Below are 18,514 nucleotides of genomic sequence, written 5' to 3'. Positions count from 1 at the left end.
CCTTATTTATTCTACAGTTATTTCTCCACTTTTTACCTTTTCAACAAATTCAGTAAATTCTTTTTGTATATTTTCATCTAAACTTTTACCAAATCTACCTATAGTAACTACATCATTATCTAAAGTTCCTTCAATAATTTTCCCACCATATGTATCATTTTTAACATCTTCCATCGCTAATTTAAGTAATTGTGTATTACTAGTAACTATACTTGTTAAAATTATTTCCGGATCATCATCTAAAAAGTCACTAGGTTGTGCTATGCTCCATCTGTTGCTTTCTGTTTCTAATCCTTCTCTAACACCCTTATCTATTGCACTAGCATGACCATAAAAAACATCTGCATCGTTAGTAGAAATCAAAGATATTGCTATTTCTTTTCCTTTTGCAGTATCATCAAAAGATCCGGCATAAGCAGAAGATACTTTTACATCAGGCTTAATTTCTTTAGCACCTTTTTCAAAATATTCTAACATTGTAACTGTCGGCGTTATTTCCATACCACCAACAAATGCAACAGAATTTGTTTCTGTTTTCATTGCAGCTAATGCGCCTGCTATAAATCCTATTTGTTTATTATTTGGTAATAATGATGCAATATTTTCAGAATATTCATCACCGTTTAATATTGCAAAATTAACATCTGGAAAATCTTTTGCCACTTCTTTTACTGCATCAGTAAATTCATTTCCTGGTGCAAAAATTAAATCATAACCAGCTATAGCATATTCTCTAAATGTAGAAACATAATCAGTTTGTGCAACGTTTTCCGAATATGTAGTTTCAAATCCCATTTCCTTAGCTGCTTCCTGCATTGCTTCATACGCACTAGTATTCCAACCACCATCAGCTATTGGTGCATTTGCTACCATTGCTACTTTATACTCTGCCTTATCTCCACCTTTTGCCTCTCCTGTAGATGATGTATCCTTATTGTTACATCCAACTAACAATGAAAAGGTTAACAAAACCACTAAAAATAAACTTACTTTTTTCTTCATAAAGCACCTCCATATTAATCGTAAATTAATATTATCTTAATAAATTTTCAATGTCAATAACTTTTCAAACTTATTTTTCTCTAATTATCTTAATGTCAAGTTATATTGATAAATAGTCTATTTTATTATCTTTTATACTTTTTTATTATCAATAAATTTTATTGTATTGACACATACTCCCCCCTGATATATTATCAATTTAAAATAAATTAATTTTCAAGGAGGTCAGTAAATGAAGAATAAAGGTTATATGAAAATCGTTGTCCCAATAGTATCCTTGTTGCTAGCATTTCTAATTGGAAGTTTAGCGATAATATCTGTAGGGCAAAATCCTATAGTAGCCTATTCCTATTTATTTACAGGAGCTTTAGGAAATATTGGTTCCTTAGGAGAAACATTAGTTAAAGCAACGCCTTTAATATTTACCGGTTTAGCAGCAACTTTTGCTTATAGATGTAATTTGTTTAATTTAGGAGCAGAAGGACAATTTATTATGGGCTCTATTGGAAGTGTATGGTTTGCAATAAAATTCGGCAATTCATTACCACCTTTCATATCCATTCTAGTTAGTTTACTAATAGGAGCAATCTGTGGCGGTTTATGGGGATTTATTCCTGGACTTTTAAAGTCTTTTTTATCACTAAATGAGATGATTATAACTATTCTTTTAAATTACATAGCAACATTATTTATGTCTTATCTCTTTAGTGGTCCTTTGATGGAGGCGAATATTCCACAAACGGCAGCAGTTGCTGAATCTTTAAAATTACCAAAGTTTTTACCAGGTACTAGAGTACATATAGGAATTTTTATAGCTATAATACTAGCAGCAATATTATATTATTTTCTTTTTAATACTACCGCAGGTTTCAAGTTAAGAGCTGTTGGTCTTAACCAAGAAGCTTCTTTAGTTAACGGATTTAATGTAAAAAAATACATGTTCTTTTCTTTCATAATTTCAGGTGCTATTGCCGGCCTAGGTGGAGCCATAGAATTACATGGTGCACAATTTAGGCTAATGGCTGGTTATGGTGAAGGATTCGGTTTTGATGGGGTAGCAATTGCATTAATCGGACAATTAAATCCTATAGGAACTGTTATTGTTGCTTTTCTATTTGCAATTTTAAGAACTGGTGCAAATACAATGCAAATAGCTACTGGAATACCAACTACTGTAGTTGGAATAATACAAGCATTAGTAATTATTTTCGTAGTAGCAGGCACTACTTTAGTTAATCAAGGATCTATATCTTCATTCTTAAAAAACAGAAAAAGAGGTGAAGCAAAATGTTAGAGGCTATTTTGTCAGTAAGTTTTATACACGCTTTATTAGTAGCTACTGTTAGAATGTCAACCCCACTTTTATTTACAGCTTTAGGTGAAATGTATTCTGAGAGAGCAGGATTAGTAAATATAGGCTTAGATGGAATAATGACCATTGGAGCTCTATTCGGATTTTTAGGAACCTATATTACAGGAAATCCTTTATTCGGAGTTCTTCTTGGTACACTTTCAGGTATATTGATTAATATGATTTATGCTTTTTCAACAGTTACAATAAGAGCTAATCAAATAGTTAACGGTATGGCATTAAATATACTTTGCCCTGCATTAGCTACATTTATTTATAGATCATATTTTGGTATAAAAACCAGTCTTGACAAGGTTCCTTTATTAGGTAATATAAAAATTCCATTATTAGGAGATATCCCTTTTATTGGCAGTATATTTTTTAATCAAAATATACTTGTATATTTTTCTTTCATACTGGTTATAATTTCATATATATTCTTTAATAAAACTAAAGCAGGTTTAAATTATAAATCTGTTGGTGAATATCCTAAAGCAGCTGAATCTTTGGGAATAAATGTAATAGCAAAGAAATACATAGCTTGTATATTATGTGGAGGTTTAGCAGGACTTGGTGGTGCTTATTTAACTACATGTTATATAAAATCCTTCTCCGACGGTCTTGTAGCAGGAAGAGGTTTTATTGCACTATCTGCCGTTATTTTTGGAAGATGGAAACCATCTGGAATATTTTTGGCTACCTTAATTTTTGGTTTTGCTGATGCTCTACAATTACGACTACAAGTTTTAGATAACTCAATACCATATCAAATTTTAGCAATGCTTCCTTATGCTATTACCCTATTTTCTTTAATATTCTTTGGAAGTAAAAATGCTGGACCTAAAGCTAATGGTAAACCTTATTACAGGGAGGCAAAATAATGAAAGATCACAACTACTATTTAAAAGAAGCCGTAAAAGTTTCAGAAGAATCTCTTGCTAAGGGTAATCATCCCTTTGGAGCTATTTTAGTTTCTCCTGAAGGAGAAATTATACTAAGACAAGGAAATGTTGAAGTAACAAAGAAATCCTCTATAGGTCATGCTGAAACAAAATTAATGGAAAAGGCCGGAGAATTATTCGACAAAGAATATTTATGGAACTGTACTATGTATACTACCTGTGAGCCATGTGTAATGTGTTGTGGTGCTGTTTATTGGACTAATGTAGGAACAATAGTATATGGCGTTTCAGAGAAAAAACTTTTGGAAATAACTGGCTCTGATGACAGAAATCCAACATTTGATTTACCTTCAAGGGAAGTTTTTTCAAGAGGACAAAAAAATATAAAGGTTATTGGACCTATTGAAGAAATGACAGAGGAAATATTAAGGCCACATTTAAATTATTGGAATAATAAATAGAATAACTGAAAAAAACCATCCCCTAAATCCATATGTATTTAGGGGAATTTTATTATCTTTTTTTGATTCTTACTCTTTTATTTAATATATAATATATTATACAAGCTATCTTATTTCCCGAAAACTTTTAAATAATATGGTTATATAGTAAAATCAATAATAACTAATTTTATTTAGAGGTGCTATATGAGAAGGGATGATAGAGAAGTTACAGGGCTTAATAATATACTTTCGATTGCTAAAAATGGTAATTCAATTGTTCTCGCCTTTAACGATAATGATTTTCCCTATGTTTTACCAGTAAACTACGGATGTGAGTTAAAGAACAATACTTTGTATTTCTATTTTCTCGGTGCACTAGAAGGTACTAAATACAAGTATATTTACAATGGAGCTAAGGTTTCTTTCGAAATAGATTGTAACCATAAACTGATAATCGGAAAAAATAATTGTTCCTTTTCCATGAAATATGAGTCTTTAATTGGTAAAGGTATTATTTATGAAATAGATGAACATGAAGAAGTAACGAATGCTTTAAATTGTATAATGAAGCAATACACTACTTCCTATTATAATGAATATAAGCAAGAAGCTTTGAAAAAAATTAAGGTTTTTAAAATTGAAGTTCTTAGTATAACCGGTAAATCCAATGTATAATTAGGAGGATTAATGAGAAAAGCAGAAAGAGAAGTTGTAGGTATAGAAAACTTTTATAATATCGCTTTAAATGGTGATGTTATTATATTAGCCTTTAACAATGGGGATTATCCTTATATTTTGCCTGTTAACTATGGCTGCGAACTAAAAAACAATAATTTGTATTTCTATTTTCACGGTGCATTAGAAGGTAGCAAGTATGCTTATATTTATGATAATGCTAAACTTTCCTTTGAAATAGACTGTAATCATGAACTTATTGTAAAATATGATAAGGGATACTGTACAATGGCTTATGACTCAATTATTGGAAAAGGTGTTTTACGAGAACTTAAAAACTATGATGAAATTTACAATGCCCTAGATATTTTAGTAAAACACCATCATAAAGATGATGGATTTAAATTTAATCCTGCAGCTATTAGTAGAACAAGGGTTTTTGAAATTAAAGCAAGGTCTATTACTGGAAAATCTAAAAAATAGTTTTCCACAAACCGAGGTATATATGAAAAACTTTTTTAAATTTATTACAAGTAGAATGTTCTTCATTAGTATTATTTTCATTCTACAATTACTTCTTACATATGAGCTATATATTATACTTGCCGATAATTTCTTTTGGTTTTATATTACAAGTTTAATTTTAGGTCTTATTTTAGTAGTAACAATTATAAATAAGGATACAAATCCTGCCTATAAAATAGCTTGGATCGTTCCAATTATATCCTTTCCTATGTTTGGTTCCGTTATCTATTTGTTCTTTGCTCAAAATAGATTTGTAGCAAATATAAGAATGTCCATGTCGACAACAACATCATCTTTTCATTTTCTAATGACTAATCATGTAAATACCTTAGAGGAAATTACAGATGAAGATGCCTATATACAAAGTAGATATTTAGAAAGATATGCAAGTTGTCCTGTTTATAAGAACACCAATTCTAAATACTATCCTAGTGGAGAAATGTTTTTTAACGATTTTATTGAAGACCTGAAAAATGCCAAAAATTTTATTTTCCTAGAATTCTTCATAATAGAAGAAGGTTATATGTGGAATACGGTTTTAGATATTCTAGTGGAAAAAGTCAAAGAAGGTGTCGATGTAAGACTAATTTATGATGATTTTGGATGTATTTCCAAGCTTCCTAGAAATTACGATAAGTTTCTAATTTCAAAGGGAATAAAGTGTCAGGTTTTCAACCCTATAAAACTATTTGTTATGCCAAGACATAATAATAGGGATCATAGAAAAATAATAGTTATTGATGGGAATATTGGCTATACTGGTGGAGTAAATTTAGCAGATGAATATATTAATAAAGTTGAAAGGTTTGGTCATTGGAAGGACAGTGCAGTTAGGCTGTATGGTCAAGCGGTATGGAGTTTAACTGTAATATTTTTATCCATGTGGAATTCTATTTCAGATGAATTTGTAGACTTCGAATCCCATTTACATAGATTAAATTTTGATGATATTATAGAAGACCCCGATACCGGATTTGTTCAACCTTTTTCCGATTCACCTTTAGATGCTGATCCTGTTGGTGAAAATATTTACTTAAATATAATTAACAGGGCAAAGAATTATGTATATATTACAACACCCTACTTAATACTTTCTAATGAAATGCTTACAGCCTTAAAAAACGCTGCAAAGGGAGGTATTGATGTTAGAATTTTAACCCCTCATATTCCCGATAAAAAAACTGTTTTTATGGTTACTAGAAGCTATTATGAAAGTCTAATTGCTTCTGGAGTAAAAATATATGAATATACACCTGGCTTTATACATGCAAAGAATTTTGTATCAGACGATAAATTTGCTGTAGTAGGGACTATAAATGTAGATTTTAGAAGCTTGTATCTACATTTCGAAGATGCTGTTTGGTTTTATGACTCACCTGTTATTTTTGATATAAAAAGGGATTTTCTTAATACAATAGATATATCTCAGAGAAAAACATTAACAGAAATGAAAAAAACACTATGGATTACAAAAGTCATTAGATCTATATTAAGGGTCTTTGCACCAATGATGTAAAGGAAAAATTATGAAAGAAAGATATAACTCAATTGATTTTATAAGAGGTTTTGCAATAATTAATATGGTTATTTACCATTTATGCTATGATCTGGTCTATATATTTGGAGAAAGTATTTCCTGGTTTCCCAGTAAATACTCCTCTATATGGCAAAACTTAATAGCTATGACATTTATAGTAACTTCTGGTATTTCCTATAATTTTGGAAAAAAGCATTCTAGAAAATTTACTGTTCTTTTAATCTGTGCTGCAATACTTTCAGTTTTTACAGTAATTTTTATGAAGGACCAATTTATAGCCTTTGGAATAATACACTTTTTTGCCTTTGCTACACTAATACTACTAGCAATTGATCCTATATTAAAAAAAATAAATCCATTTATAGGAATAGTATTATTTATCCTATTATTTATAGCTACAAAACCAATTACAAGTGGATATATTAATTTGTTTTTTACAAAATATTACCTACCTGAAAAACTATATAATTTAAAATTTTTATTTTGGCTAGGATTTCCTAGTTCTAATTTTACATCAGCAGACTATTTCCCAATATTACCATGGATATTTCTATTTATAGTTGGTTTTTATATTGGACGATTAATAGTAACTAAAAAACCAATAATGAAGAAAAAAAGATACAACCCTATATGTATAATTGGAAGACATAGTTTATTTATTTATATGGTCCATCAGCCAATAATATATTTAATATTGTCTTACATATATAAAACTCCCTTGTTTTAAGGGAGTTTTTCACAAAAAGAAAGGAGAAAAAAATGAAAAAAATAGTTACTCTTGGAGAAATAATGTTAAGACTTGCTACTCCTAATTTTGAAAAATTTAATCAGGCTACTAATTATAATGCAGTCTTTGGAGGAGGAGAAGCTAATGTTGCAGTATCTTTAGCAAATTATAACAACAGGGTTCAACATGTTACAAAACTTCCAGACAATGAACTAGGACAAGCTGCCATAGATTCTTTAAATAAATACAGAGTACATACTAGTTATATTCCTCGAGGAGGAAAGAGAATCGGAATTTATTTTTTAGAACAAGGCTATTCCTACAGACCTTCTAAGATAATTTATGACAGGGAAAACTCATCTTTAGCAAATGCTAGTGTAGATGACTTTGATTTCTATAGTATTTTCGATAGAGCTGAATGGTTTCATATATCCGGTATTACCCCTGCCCTTAGTAAAAGTTGCGAAGAAATTACTTTAAAAGCCTTGCAAGTAGCTAAAGAATTGGGAATTACTATTTCTATGGATGTAAATTATAGGGCTAATCTTTGGAGTATTGAAACAGCTAGGAAGGTAATTTCTAATTTAATGCAGTATGTAGATGTTTGCTTTGACGGTGACTGGCCATTAGGTTTTAGAGAAACAACACCTGCCGGTACAAGTTTAGAAGATGAATTAAAATTATATGAAAATGCCTTTAAGGACATGGCTAAAGTATATGGTTGTAAATACTATTTTAGCTCTTTGAGAAAGTTAATTTCCTCCTCTTCTAATTTCTATTCAGCTTGTGGTTACAATGGAAATGAATTCTACCATACAAAAGTTTATGATGTAGATATTATTGACAGAGTAGGAACTGGAGACTCCTTTGTTGCCGGTGTAATAAATTGTTTAGTAAAGGATAAAAACTTTAAAGAAGCCTTGGATTTTGGAGTTGCTGCTGCTGTTTTAAAACACACAATTCCTGGTGATGTTAACTTAGTAAAAGAAGAGGATGTTTATAATTTATTACAAGGTGGAAATACACGAATACAAAGATAAAACTCCCTAAATTAGGGAGTTTTTATAATTTTTATAATTGAATCAAAATGCTGTTCCATAAATAAAGTTTTTTCAAATATTTCATCCCTTGAGTATATTCTATTATCTTCTCCCAATACCCATTTTTCTTCTACATCATCTTTTCTAATTATTTTAGCTATTAATTCTCCTGTAAACTCTTCCAAGGGCTTATTGTCTTCTGTTAAAATATAAGCATCTTGTTCTTCACCATCACCACTAATAATGCCTGGAATAAAGCCATAATTTATTGGATACACATTCTTGTAATCATCTACATAACCTACAGGCCTATCAACAATAGCTTTAAATTTTCTCCCTTTAAAATAATCCTCTGCTAATATTCCATAAATTGATACATCTACTAGCTCTTCTTTGTTTTTTAACCTTTGTCTATTGGTTCCTTCATATTTTAATCCACATTTTTCCATAACCTTGCCAGAAGCAATATTGGAAGTCATATGGATTGCCTCTACTCTATTTAATTTAACACTTTCAAATAAAAATTTAATAATCCTTGAAAAAGCCTCGGTTACTATTCCTTTATTCCACCAGGTTTTCCCTATAGCATATCCAATAACTGCCATATTTAGTTTTTCATCTAAACTTACAACATCAATTATTCCAATTGGTTCTCCCATTTCCTTTAACTCTATTATCCACCTATATGTATTTTTGAATTTATATTTATTAATCCAGAATTCAAGTAAATCTTTTGTTTCTCCCACATCTTTATGTTTCTTCCATGTTATAAACTTTGTTACCTCTTCATCTGCTACCCAATTTTTGTAAGCAAAGGGTATATCCTTTAGGCTTATTTTTCTTAAAATAAGCCTTTTAGTTTCTAGCATAACCGTCCCTATATTATTCATCTTATTAAATATGCAATAACAGACAATGGTCTTTCTATTGTCTGTTATTATCTCCCCTTATTATCTTTTCTTTTATTTTCTCGTATTCTTCTTCTGTAATTACACCTTTTTGCATTAATTCAAAAGCTTTTTCCAGTTCCATTAATTCGTCTATATTGGAATTTTTTCTTACCCTATTTTCTCCAACTGAAAGAAAATAAGCTATTAAAATACAAATACCTCCGACTAAATTTAAAATTAATAAAATAATTCCCCAAGTTAAAATTGTATTACCTTTAGCTTTAAATTCTTCATCTGTAAAATCCTTATATTTCAACAAAATAATTCCACCTATAATATCCACTATTCCTACTGGAATAAGAAACAAGGTAAAACAGACTAATATACCTATTACTATACTTGCTATTGCCCCAGCAAAAACCAAGGTCTTTGCTGTTTGCATATTATTTTTCATTAACTACTCCTTCTTATATTTATTCACCTTCAAAGTAATCTTCTGCTACTAAACCATAGTAAGAAGTATCTACAATACCTTGATTACTCCAATCGGCTTGTTTTAAAGTGCCTTCATATTTCATACCGGCTTTCTTCATTACCCTGCCAGAGCCAATATTATTAGGATCAAACATAGACTCTATCCTGTTAACTTCAACTTCTTCAAAAAAGAACTCCATTAATTTAGTTAAGGCCTCTGTCATTATTCCCTCTCCCCACCATGCTCTTCCTAGGGCATATCCTATATGAACCATTTCTGTTCTATTATCTATTTTTATGGCACCTATTGTTCCTATAGGCTCATTAATCTCCTTTAATTCTATTATCCAGTTATAGACTTGGCTACTATATTCATTAATCCAAGATGAAAAAATATACTTTGTTTCATCTATATTATTATGGCTTTTCCATCTTAGAAATTTAGTAACTTCATCGTCTGTAACCCAATTTTTGTAAGCCGGTACTACATCCTGTAAAGTAACTTTTCGTAAAATTAGCCTTTCTGTTTCCAATCTTACAGTTCCTAAATGTTTCATAACCCCTCCAAAATATTTTATGTCCCATTATTATTTTATATCTAACTCTATAACAAAATTATTTAAATTATCTTTATTACTATAGTAAATTTCACCCTTGTGCTTATTAATAATAGTTTTGGAAATAGAAAGACCTAGACCTAAACCACCGGAAGTGGTCCTTGCCTTGTCACCTCTTACAAAGGGATTAAATAAGTCTTTTTTAGTATTTTCATCTATTAATTGACCATTATCTGAAATTTTAAATATTATTTTATTATTTTTTTCCTCTAAGGATATTCTTGTAAAAGTTCCACTATTATACTTTAATTGATTTTCCATTAAGTTGTTTAAAACCCTTTTTATTAAATTTAAATCTATATTAATGAAGATATCATCCTTGGGTAAATTTACATCTACATCAATTTTTTTACTTTCTAATTCATTATAGTATTCTGAAACAATTTGCCTTACTACTTCAGAAAAATTTACCTTTTCTATATATAATTTATAATCTTTATTATCTAATTTTAACATATTTGTCATTTCATCTACTAAATATGAAATTCTAGATGCTTTTTTATCTAAAATATCATAATAATCTTTTTTGTCTTCCTCTTTTACTAAGTCATCCTTTAAGGCTAAGGAATGGGATTTTATTGTGGAGATTGGAGTTTTAATATCATGGGATAAATCGAGAAGTAATTTGTTTTTTTCCTCCTCTCTTTTTATTCTGTATTCCTCTTCCCTTTCTAATTTTATAATCATATCGTTAAAATTATCCTTTAATTCGTTTAATTCATTTTTAGTTTGAAAATCAATTTGAACTCCCTTTTCCCCATCTTTTACCTTATCCATAGCAAAAAGCATTTTATCAATTGGTTTTTTTATCTTGTTGGAAAGTCTTTTACTTAATAAAATAATCATAAAAATATAAAAAACTAAAAATAATATTCCAAATACCTTACTATTTTTACTCCTGCTATCAGTTAAGTTTAAAGTTAAAGCCAGGTTTTTTGTTGGAATTTTTATTAAATATTTATCTTCACCTACAAACTTAATGAAAACATGAAATTTTTCACTATTATCCTTAATATTTAATAATTCCATAATATCTTTATCACTATATTTTGTAGTTTTGTCCAGTTTTTCACCTACAACTGAAATAACATTGTTATTGCTATCCAGTTCTTCTACCCAAGCTCCATAATTATCTATTAAAAATCTACTTTGAATTTCCCCTTTATCATTTACAATATTTGTTGGTATATAATTCTCTTCATTTTCAACAATATTAAATATAACTAAAACTCCTGAAATTACCAACATTAATATAATTGACAAGGAAAATACTATAAAGCTAGCTATTAATTCTTTAAATATACTTTTCTTCCTAGTCATCTTATTTTACCATTTTATAGCCTAAACCCTTTATAGTTTTGATTATATTTCTATTACTATCTCCAATTTTATTTCGAATTCTACTAATATGTACCATAATAGTATTTTCGTCATTCATAAATTCATCTTCCCATACATATGAAAAAATCTGTTCTTTTGTAAATATAATATTAATATTTTCCATAAATAAAGTTAGTATTTTAAATTCTGTTGATGTTAAATCTATAAGCATACCATTATAGAAAAATTCCCCTGTATTTTTATTTAAGCTCATATTACCAACTACTACTTCCTTATTTTCCTTCTTGTTCTTTAAAGTCCCATAATTTCTTCTTAACTGTGCCTTAATTCTGGCTACAACTTCCATAGGATTATAGGGTTTGGTAATATAGTCATCTGCCCCTAAATCCAGTCCAATTATTTTATCGAAATCCTGTGATTTTGCCGTTAGCATAATTACCGGAACTAAGCTCTTTTTCCTAATTTCTTGAAGTACTTCTATACCGTCAACTTCTGGCATCATTATGTCAAGAACTACTAGTTCAGCCTTTTCAAATTTTTCCAGTGCCTCTTTCCCATTTTTTGCTTTAATTATTTCCCAATTTTCCCTGTTAAAATAAAGTTCCAATACTTCAAGTAATTCAACTTCATCATCTGCTACTAAAATTCTATATTTCATAACGCTCTTTCCTTATTTTTTAATATATTAAATATACCATAAAAAAATAGAAAAAAAGGAATATAGCTTCCCTTTTCCTAATCATTTTTTCTTTTATATACTATTAATACTATAATTGCTACAATAATTCCAATTCCTACTGAATATAAGGCCTTAAAATCTAGCTTATTTCCAAACAAGTAGTTTTTACCAATATTTAACACTCCATATAGATTAGGTGTAATTTTTAACACTATTTCAATTATCTTTAAAAGAACTCCCTCTGTCATTTTACTAAGAAAATCCAGTATTTCATGGAAATATCCTATTATTGTAAATAACATTCCTCCTATGGCACCTAGTAAAAACCCCCCAATATTTGATAAGGAAGTGCTAACTAGGGAAATAAATATTATATTTGGAAGGGATAGTAAAAATACCCCAATTAACTTTAGTAGATTTATATTATTGTCATACCTAAATCCAATTATTAGAACAGGTATAAAAAGAATTGCCATAAAAAATACTGAGGACATTATATTTCCTAAAGTTATTTTTAAATGATATTCTACTTGTTTTATTCCCCGAATATAAATTAATTGATTTCTCTTGTTATTATATTCATCTGGTATTGAATTAGCAGAAACAAAAGTTGCTATTACTGATGAAAAAAACATTGTAATAGGCAATAATGTTGAAATAGCACCATCAAAACTATTAATAGGCTTATCATTTATAGTTAAGGTGCCTGAACCATAAAATAGAAATCCAAGTAGTAGACTTATTATTATACCAATTATTAAATTTTTAAACTTTAAATTCTTTCTAGTTATTATTTTACTTATAGTCATAATTTCCAACTCCTTCAATAAATATTTCATCTAAAGACCTACTGGTTTTATCCTTTTCCCAATTTACAACAATGTTACCTTTGTTAATTATTATTCCTCTATTACAGGTTCTTTCAATATCGTTTAAAATATGGGAATTAATAACTATGGTCTTTCCTTTTTTCTGTAGCTCTAAAATCAAGTCCATAATAGTGTTTCTTCCTATAACATCTAGGTCTGATGTTGGTTCATCTAAGATTAAAAGTTCAGGATTTCCCAGTAAGGCTTGGGCAATAGATAGTCTTTGTCTCATTCCTTTTGAATAGCCTTTAACCTTTGTTTTATTATTTTCCAAACCCACTATTTCCAAGACTTTTAATATTTCATTTTTAAGTTCTTTTTTATTTATCTTCTGTAATTCTCCATAGAATTTTAAATGCTCATAGCCAGTTAACATCTCATAAAAACTAGGTCTTTCCGGAGAGTAACCTATTTTTACCTTATCTTTAATATAAATGTCTCCTGAAGTTTTTTCAGTAAGATTCAAAATCATCTTAATCGTTGTTGTTTTTCCTGCCCCATTACTTCCTAGTAAGGCAAAAACCTCCCCCTCTTTTATTTCAAAGGAAATATTATCCACTACTGTATTATTTCCATATTTCTTAGTTAAATTCCTGCATCTAATCATCTTTCCCTCCTGTGTCCTTTCCTAAATGTTAATTCTTGGGTTTTACTGTAATCTTTTCTTAAATTCAAAATATACTATAATAAATGAAATAAATATTAATAATAAATACAAACATACTATTGTTTTTATTTCTAAATTCATGATTATAGTTAAGATTAATAAAACAATCCCTAATATAATCCATACTTTTCCTGTAAATTTATTTATAGCTTCTTTACTATCCTTGAAAATTAAATAAATAAAATTATTCCATGTTAATTTTTTAAACACAATGAATAATAGCCCACCAATAATTAATAATATACTTGGTATATATCTTAAAAACATTGTAAGCATTTAAACATACTTCCTTTCATTTATTTCCCATAAATATATTCTAGGCAATCAAGCTAAAACTAAAATTGCTGTAACCTTAAGATAAGCTTAAGATTAAATAGGCTATAATTTAATTGGAGGTTATTATGGTTAAATATAAAGAATATATAGATAAGGACAAGATTGAAATAGAAAACGGGGAAATTAACGGATATAGTTACAGATATTCAATAAAAATTCCAATTTTAAGGGATAGTTACAGGAAGGACAAAGACCTTTTAATTTGCTCGATGAATCCAAGTAAGGCAACAAGGACACAGTCCGATAATACTTTAAATAGACTATGTAAATACGCCTATGAAAATAAATATAAAACCCTAACTGTTGTAGGTCTACTTCCTTTTTATGAAACAAATTCAAAGGATTTAAATAAATTTAACAATAATGAATTTGAAAATATTATTAATGAAAACTTTAATAAAATTAAGGAAAAAATGAATTATGTAGATAATATTATTATAGCAACGGGAAACCCTACAAATAAGGGCATGGAAAAACTGATTTTTCAGCTGAAGAAACTTCTAGAAAGTAAAAATAATTTATTTTGTTTTAAAACCAATACCGGCGAACTACTTACAAAAAAAGGATTTACTGTCCATCCCTTGTATTTAAAAGAATTAGTCGCCTGCAAGCTACCAGAGGAATATTTTAATTAATAATAAATACCACAGTAAATTTTTTAACATTATACTTTCCTAAAAATTAAAAAGCCTGTTATTTAACAATAACAGGCTTTTTATTAGCTAAAGCTCATAGACATATTTGATAATTCATTTATTATATTTAAATTTTTAACAGAAATAGATTGTCTATTTTTTATAATATATCCATTTATTTCTTCTACAAATTTATTTAAAGATCTTTTAGTTGATTTATCTTCTCTATCTAAATCCTTTAAAGCTTTAATAATTGAATCTTTTATTTTTTTATCCTTAGTGTCTGACATTTCTATATTTAATTTATTTACTAACTCTTTAGCTATTTCTCTATCTGTTTTTAACATATTAATCCTCCTTAAGATAGATTGTGTAAATATCTTACTTGGAGATAATATATTATTACTAAAACTATGTCAATAAAATAAAAAGCTATAGACTTATTTTATTAAGTTTTTGTAAAATTTGTTAAATTATTAAAAAAACTAAATTTATTGATGTTTTTATAACAAAAAGTTTAGCTTAATTCTATTTTATTTTATAGAATTACTCTTTTTCTAAATTTAAATCAAAACCTTGTTTGATAGCTGAATTTAAAATTTTAATTCTGTTTTCCAATACATTTTCAAGTTTATCAATAACCTGTTTACTAAAGCTATCAACTCTCCTATTTGCATCTCTTAAATCATAATATGTTTGCATTTCTTCATCATAGTCTTCTATTTCTTCCATATAGTTTTCAAATTCTTTATATTCATTTTCAAACAGTCTTAAATTCATATCCATTCTAGGTTTTAATTGTGGCTCTTGATTTGAATATCCAAAAGCTACTCCTACTACTGGAAAAGTAAGTTTCGGTAACTTTAATATCTCTATTATTTTGTCGGTATCATTTAAAATAGAACCTAGAAAAACTGCTCCCAAACCTTCTGATTCTACTGCATTTGTTAAGTTTTGAGCAGCTAAACAGGAATCTGTCCATCCTTGAAAAAACCTATCCATATCATGACTTGCAGGAAATAATTTTCCTGTTTTTTTTTCAGCTATTCTATTATTCCTATAGGCATCAACTATAAATATAAAAAGCTCCGGTGCCCGTCCTACATATTCTTGTTTACAAACCTCTGCAATTTGTTTTTTAACCTTTCTATCTGTAATTCTAATAATAGAAGAAGTCTGCATTCCCGTACTACTTGCAGTTCTTTGCATTACTGAAATAAATTCCTTTAATAGATTTTCAGGAACTTCTTTTTCTTTAAACTCTCTAATGGTTCTGTGGTTTAATTGAGTCTTTATTGTATGGTTCATAATACCTCCTGCTAGTTTATAATAATATATTGTTAATAAAACAGTTCTTTGATTATATATACCCTATATTTATAAAATTTTAATAATACTATTTATTATGAATTTTTAATATTATTCTATTTCCAATTTAAATCCTACGCCTATTTCATCAAAGTCATAATATTTTAATATTTCTGATTTAACCCCTAACGATGTACAATGGCAAGGATATACGATTCCAACATTATTGTCTAAAAAATAATCTATGGTATTCTTTAATCTTTCATCTGTTTTAAAAAGATGAAAACCTCCTATAATTCCTACTATTCTGTCATCATTACATACTTTTTTAGCATGTTCTACTATGTTGCAAATTCCGCTATGGGAACAACCTGTTATTATAAAAATACCATCTTTTAATTTACACACTATGGCAGAATCATCTATCATATAATCATCTTCTAATTTTCCATCTATTTCCCTTTCTCCTAAAACCCTTCTTTTTTCAAAATCGAAATATTCCGGTATCTCACCTAAAAATATACAGTTTTCCGTTATATTAAAGGGTTTTTTTGAAGGGTTATATTTGAATTTTTCTGCTATATCACTAGATCTTAAAGGAGAGCCAACATCTCCTTCTCTAGCTCTTTTAGGGTAGAAAGCATCTGGATGGGATATTAATTCCATCTTAGAAGTATTAAAATCCTCTATTATTTTTACAAGGCCTTTAGTATGATCATCATGTCCATGGGAAATGATGATTTTATCTAATTTTGATAAATCAATATCCATTTTTCTTGCATTGTCTACTACGACTCCTGAATAGCCTGTATCTAGTAGTAGTTTCTTATTATCTATTTCTATATAATAACTAGCTCCTGGCTCTCCTAAATAATAATGATCTATATATGTATTATTATCAACTAAAACTCTTAATTTCATATTTTCTCCTCTTTTATTACGACTTGTTAAATAGTATTTTAATACAAAAATTTTTATATTACAAAACAAGGCCTTATATAATTTTTTCCCAGAATGTGTTAAAATGCTGATTAATAGATATTTATCGTTTAAAGAAAGAAAGGAAATAATATGTCTTTAAATAAATTAATACATTATTTATTAATAATTTTATTTTTAATAATCTTATATCTAATAATAGGATCAATTATACCTTGTTTTTTCACAAAAGAAGTTAGTGAAGAAAATAAGGAAATTTTTTCAAAAACCAAGTTTACAAATTCTGAAGTCGGCCCCGATAGAGCAACAATTATTGAAACACCTACAGATGCCCTTAATATTAGAATGGAAATGGTTCGTAATGCAAAAGAAACTCTTTATATTACTACCTACAAGATTAAGGATAGCCTTAGTACGAGAGCTTTTTTAGATGAAATTATGCAAGCAGCCAATAGAGGGGTAAATGTTAAAATACTTCTTGATGGAAAATCCTATTTCTATGGGGTAAATGCAAAGAATTTTTTAAATGTATTAAATAATCATACCAATATAGAATGTAGGGTTTATAATCCAGTAAACCCTCTAACTCCTTGGAACTTGCAATTATTATTACATGATAAAATAATTATTGCCGACAATGAATTTCTCTTACTTGGTGGTAGAAATATAGATGAAAGACATTTTGCACCTAAAGAATTTGAAGGTCCTATAACCCATGACAGGGAAATTTTCGTATGGAACTATAATAAGGATATTACAGAAGAAGAAACTGCTGTTAAACAAGTAAATAATTATTTTTACAGCTTATGGAATTTTGAGCATACTTCTAAAATCAAGGATAGAGGAAAAGACAAGCATCTTTCATTATTGGAAAACTCTTTTGAAACCTTTAAAAAATCAAATAGTAAGTTTTTTGAAAAAACCCTAGATGACTTTTTAAATAGAACTGTAGAAACAAATAAGATTACCTTAATTTATAATCCAATAGATGTGGCTAAAAAAGAACCTCATGTTGCCTATCAGTTACGTGAGCTAGCACTAAGGGCTAAAAAATCGGTTGTTTTACAAACTCCTTATGCTACGGGAAATAAGAACTTACTTTCTACAATGAAAGAAGTCTCAAGCAATGTACCTTTAATAATGCAAACAAATTCACCTGCCTCTACTCCTAATCTAGCTGCTTTTTCAAACTACTATGGTCATAGGAAAAAATTTATTGAAACAGGAGCATCTATTTATGAATATCAAAGTAAGGATTCAATTCATGGAAAATCCATTGTAATTGATGATAATTTAGCAATAGTCGGCTCTTATAATATGGATGATCGTAGTTTTTACCTAGATACAGAAACTATGTTAGTTGTAGATAGCAAGGAGCTAGCACACGAATTAACAGATCATATTAATAATTTAAAGAATAATTCATTAAAACTAAATAGTAATAATGAATATGAAATTTCAAATACAGTAGACTTAGAGGAAGCTCCTAAGTATAAAAAAGTTTTAATTTGGACAGTATTTATAATTATGCGTCCCTTCCAATTCTTAATTTAGGAG

The 18,514-nt window shown here is 28.5% G+C and carries 22 protein-coding genes; 10 read left to right on the top strand and 12 right to left on the bottom strand.

Annotated features, from left to right (window positions below):
* Positions 1–6 precede the first annotated feature (6 nt).
* Complete coding sequence (locus tag WAO56_RS11310) at positions 7–1,002, bottom strand: BMP family protein (RefSeq protein ID WP_422144546.1); 996 nt, start codon at positions 1,000–1,002, stop codon at positions 7–9.
* 232 nt (positions 1,003–1,234) lie between these two features.
* On the opposite strand from WAO56_RS11310, the gene WAO56_RS11305 reads away from it, so the two are divergent.
* From WAO56_RS11305 to WAO56_RS11270, 8 genes are all read left to right on the top strand, one after another.
* Complete coding sequence (locus WAO56_RS11305; RefSeq protein WP_422146365.1) at positions 1,235–2,296, top strand: ABC transporter permease; 1,062 nt, start codon at positions 1,235–1,237, stop codon at positions 2,294–2,296.
* Positions 2,290–3,234: an ABC transporter permease gene (locus tag WAO56_RS11300; RefSeq protein WP_422144544.1), complete on the top strand. Its 945-nt coding sequence runs from the start codon at positions 2,290–2,292 to the stop codon at positions 3,232–3,234. The genes WAO56_RS11305 and WAO56_RS11300 overlap by 7 nt, the downstream gene beginning before the upstream one ends.
* Positions 3,234–3,716, top strand: a complete 483-nt coding sequence (locus tag WAO56_RS11295; protein ID WP_422144543.1) for a nucleoside deaminase — start codon at positions 3,234–3,236, stop codon at positions 3,714–3,716. The genes WAO56_RS11300 and WAO56_RS11295 overlap by 1 nt, the downstream gene beginning before the upstream one ends.
* Before the next feature lie 186 nt (positions 3,717–3,902).
* Positions 3,903–4,373, top strand: coding sequence for a pyridoxamine 5'-phosphate oxidase family protein (locus WAO56_RS11290; protein ID WP_422144542.1), 471 nt, complete (start codon positions 3,903–3,905; stop codon positions 4,371–4,373).
* A gap of 12 nt (positions 4,374–4,385) precedes the next feature.
* Entirely contained in the window at positions 4,386–4,856 is a 471-nt protein-coding gene (locus WAO56_RS11285) for a pyridoxamine 5'-phosphate oxidase family protein (RefSeq protein WP_422144541.1), read from the top strand.
* A 22-nt stretch (positions 4,857–4,878) separates the two neighbouring features.
* Entirely contained in the window at positions 4,879–6,414 is a 1,536-nt protein-coding gene (gene cls, locus WAO56_RS11280) for a cardiolipin synthase (protein ID WP_422144540.1), read from the top strand.
* A gap of 10 nt (positions 6,415–6,424) precedes the next feature.
* Positions 6,425–7,162 carry a heparan-alpha-glucosaminide N-acetyltransferase gene (locus WAO56_RS11275; RefSeq protein ID WP_422144539.1) on the top strand — a complete coding sequence of 246 codons (738 nt, stop codon included), beginning with the start codon at positions 6,425–6,427 and terminating at the stop codon, positions 7,160–7,162.
* A 32-nt stretch (positions 7,163–7,194) separates the two neighbouring features.
* Entirely contained in the window at positions 7,195–8,202 is a 1,008-nt protein-coding gene (locus WAO56_RS11270) for a PfkB family carbohydrate kinase (protein ID WP_422144538.1), read from the top strand.
* An 11-nt stretch (positions 8,203–8,213) separates the two neighbouring features.
* On the opposite strand, the gene WAO56_RS11265 is transcribed toward WAO56_RS11270, so the two are convergent.
* The 8 genes from WAO56_RS11265 to WAO56_RS11230 all read right to left on the bottom strand — a co-directional run bounded on the left by WAO56_RS11265 (position 8,214) and on the right by WAO56_RS11230 (position 14,015).
* On the bottom strand, positions 8,214–9,071 hold the full coding sequence (locus WAO56_RS11265) for a GNAT family N-acetyltransferase (protein WP_422144537.1): 858 nt from the start codon (positions 9,069–9,071) through the stop codon (positions 8,214–8,216).
* Positions 9,072–9,126: 55 nt separating this feature from the next.
* Complete coding sequence (locus WAO56_RS11260; RefSeq protein WP_422144536.1) at positions 9,127–9,546, bottom strand: hypothetical protein; 420 nt, start codon at positions 9,544–9,546, stop codon at positions 9,127–9,129.
* A gap of 19 nt (positions 9,547–9,565) precedes the next feature.
* Positions 9,566–10,123, bottom strand: coding sequence for a GNAT family N-acetyltransferase (locus WAO56_RS11255; protein WP_422144535.1), 558 nt, complete (start codon positions 10,121–10,123; stop codon positions 9,566–9,568).
* A 30-nt stretch (positions 10,124–10,153) separates the two neighbouring features.
* The gene (locus WAO56_RS11250) at positions 10,154–11,503 is read right to left on the bottom strand and encodes an ATP-binding protein (RefSeq protein WP_422144534.1); all 1,350 of its coding nucleotides are present in this window, start codon (positions 11,501–11,503) and stop codon (positions 10,154–10,156) included.
* Between the two features lies 1 nt (position 11,504).
* Positions 11,505–12,182 (bottom strand): response regulator transcription factor, encoded by a 678-nt coding sequence (locus WAO56_RS11245; RefSeq protein WP_422144533.1) that lies wholly within the window; start codon positions 12,180–12,182, stop codon positions 11,505–11,507.
* A gap of 77 nt (positions 12,183–12,259) precedes the next feature.
* A complete protein-coding gene (locus tag WAO56_RS11240; RefSeq protein WP_422146364.1) occupies positions 12,260–13,012 on the bottom strand; it encodes a hypothetical protein in 753 nt (250 codons plus the stop codon).
* The gene (locus WAO56_RS11235; protein ID WP_422144531.1) at positions 12,999–13,679 is read right to left on the bottom strand and encodes an ABC transporter ATP-binding protein; all 681 of its coding nucleotides are present in this window, start codon (positions 13,677–13,679) and stop codon (positions 12,999–13,001) included. The genes WAO56_RS11240 and WAO56_RS11235 overlap by 14 nt, the downstream gene beginning before the upstream one ends.
* Before the next feature lie 42 nt (positions 13,680–13,721).
* Complete coding sequence (locus tag WAO56_RS11230; RefSeq protein WP_422144530.1) at positions 13,722–14,015, bottom strand: hypothetical protein; 294 nt, start codon at positions 14,013–14,015, stop codon at positions 13,722–13,724.
* Positions 14,016–14,140: 125 nt separating this feature from the next.
* On the opposite strand from WAO56_RS11230, the gene WAO56_RS11225 reads away from it, so the two are divergent.
* Positions 14,141–14,710 carry a DUF1643 domain-containing protein gene (locus tag WAO56_RS11225; RefSeq protein WP_422144529.1) on the top strand — a complete coding sequence of 190 codons (570 nt, stop codon included), beginning with the start codon at positions 14,141–14,143 and terminating at the stop codon, positions 14,708–14,710.
* Positions 14,711–14,793: 83 nt separating this feature from the next.
* Here WAO56_RS11225 and WAO56_RS11220 read toward each other — a convergent pair whose 3' ends face one another.
* The 3 genes from WAO56_RS11220 to WAO56_RS11210 form a co-directional block, all read right to left on the bottom strand.
* Positions 14,794–15,057: a hypothetical protein gene (locus WAO56_RS11220; protein WP_422144528.1), complete on the bottom strand. Its 264-nt coding sequence runs from the start codon at positions 15,055–15,057 to the stop codon at positions 14,794–14,796.
* Between the two features lie 199 nt (positions 15,058–15,256).
* Complete coding sequence (locus WAO56_RS11215; protein ID WP_422144527.1) at positions 15,257–16,018, bottom strand: NADPH-dependent oxidoreductase; 762 nt, start codon at positions 16,016–16,018, stop codon at positions 15,257–15,259.
* 111 nt (positions 16,019–16,129) lie between these two features.
* A complete protein-coding gene (locus WAO56_RS11210) occupies positions 16,130–16,939 on the bottom strand; it encodes an MBL fold metallo-hydrolase (RefSeq protein ID WP_422144526.1) in 810 nt (269 codons plus the stop codon).
* Positions 16,940–17,089: 150 nt separating this feature from the next.
* Here WAO56_RS11210 and WAO56_RS11205 point away from each other — a divergent pair, with 150 nt between their 5' ends.
* The gene (locus WAO56_RS11205; protein WP_422144525.1) at positions 17,090–18,511 is read left to right on the top strand and encodes a phospholipase D-like domain-containing protein; all 1,422 of its coding nucleotides are present in this window, start codon (positions 17,090–17,092) and stop codon (positions 18,509–18,511) included.
* The last annotated feature ends 3 nt before the right edge of the window (positions 18,512–18,514 follow it).

The sequence above is a fragment of the Miniphocaeibacter sp. genome, assembly GCF_049276255.1.
Taxonomy (GTDB): domain Bacteria; phylum Bacillota; class Clostridia; order Tissierellales; family Peptoniphilaceae; genus Miniphocaeibacter.
This window is presented reverse-complemented; position numbering and strand designations above follow the sequence as displayed.

What these genes read in the sequence shown, in the direction of transcription:
- WAO56_RS11240 (WP_422146364.1), bottom strand. Translation starts at nt 13,012, where the DNA reads ATGACTATAAGTAAAATAATAACTAGAAAGAATTTAAAGTTTAAAAAT.
- WAO56_RS11255 (WP_422144535.1), bottom strand. Translation starts at nt 10,123, where the DNA reads ATGAAACATTTAGGAACTGTAAGATTGGAAACAGAAAGGCTAATTTTA.
- WAO56_RS11295 (WP_422144543.1), top strand. Translation starts at nt 3,234, where the DNA reads ATGAAAGATCACAACTACTATTTAAAAGAAGCCGTAAAAGTTTCAGAA.
- WAO56_RS11230 (WP_422144530.1), bottom strand. Translation starts at nt 14,015, where the DNA reads ATGCTTACAATGTTTTTAAGATATATACCAAGTATATTATTAATTATT.
- WAO56_RS11210 (WP_422144526.1), bottom strand. Translation starts at nt 16,939, where the DNA reads ATGAAATTAAGAGTTTTAGTTGATAATAATACATATATAGATCATTAT.
- WAO56_RS11270 (WP_422144538.1), top strand. Translation starts at nt 7,195, where the DNA reads ATGAAAAAAATAGTTACTCTTGGAGAAATAATGTTAAGACTTGCTACT.
- WAO56_RS11285 (WP_422144541.1), top strand. Translation starts at nt 4,386, where the DNA reads ATGAGAAAAGCAGAAAGAGAAGTTGTAGGTATAGAAAACTTTTATAAT.
- WAO56_RS11300 (WP_422144544.1), top strand. Translation starts at nt 2,290, where the DNA reads ATGTTAGAGGCTATTTTGTCAGTAAGTTTTATACACGCTTTATTAGTA.
- WAO56_RS11250 (WP_422144534.1), bottom strand. Translation starts at nt 11,503, where the DNA reads ATGACTAGGAAGAAAAGTATATTTAAAGAATTAATAGCTAGCTTTATA.
- WAO56_RS11235 (WP_422144531.1), bottom strand. Translation starts at nt 13,679, where the DNA reads ATGATTAGATGCAGGAATTTAACTAAGAAATATGGAAATAATACAGTA.
- WAO56_RS11265 (WP_422144537.1), bottom strand. Translation starts at nt 9,071, where the DNA reads ATGCTAGAAACTAAAAGGCTTATTTTAAGAAAAATAAGCCTAAAGGAT.
- WAO56_RS11220 (WP_422144528.1), bottom strand. Translation starts at nt 15,057, where the DNA reads ATGTTAAAAACAGATAGAGAAATAGCTAAAGAGTTAGTAAATAAATTA.
- WAO56_RS11290 (WP_422144542.1), top strand. Translation starts at nt 3,903, where the DNA reads ATGAGAAGGGATGATAGAGAAGTTACAGGGCTTAATAATATACTTTCG.
- WAO56_RS11215 (WP_422144527.1), bottom strand. Translation starts at nt 16,018, where the DNA reads ATGAACCATACAATAAAGACTCAATTAAACCACAGAACCATTAGAGAG.
- WAO56_RS11225 (WP_422144529.1), top strand. Translation starts at nt 14,141, where the DNA reads ATGGTTAAATATAAAGAATATATAGATAAGGACAAGATTGAAATAGAA.
- WAO56_RS11205 (WP_422144525.1), top strand. Translation starts at nt 17,090, where the DNA reads ATGTCTTTAAATAAATTAATACATTATTTATTAATAATTTTATTTTTA.
- WAO56_RS11260 (WP_422144536.1), bottom strand. Translation starts at nt 9,546, where the DNA reads ATGAAAAATAATATGCAAACAGCAAAGACCTTGGTTTTTGCTGGGGCA.
- cls (WP_422144540.1), top strand. Translation starts at nt 4,879, where the DNA reads ATGAAAAACTTTTTTAAATTTATTACAAGTAGAATGTTCTTCATTAGT.
- WAO56_RS11310 (WP_422144546.1), bottom strand. Translation starts at nt 1,002, where the DNA reads ATGAAGAAAAAAGTAAGTTTATTTTTAGTGGTTTTGTTAACCTTTTCA.
- WAO56_RS11245 (WP_422144533.1), bottom strand. Translation starts at nt 12,182, where the DNA reads ATGAAATATAGAATTTTAGTAGCAGATGATGAAGTTGAATTACTTGAA.
- WAO56_RS11305 (WP_422146365.1), top strand. Translation starts at nt 1,235, where the DNA reads ATGAAGAATAAAGGTTATATGAAAATCGTTGTCCCAATAGTATCCTTG.
- WAO56_RS11275 (WP_422144539.1), top strand. Translation starts at nt 6,425, where the DNA reads ATGAAAGAAAGATATAACTCAATTGATTTTATAAGAGGTTTTGCAATA.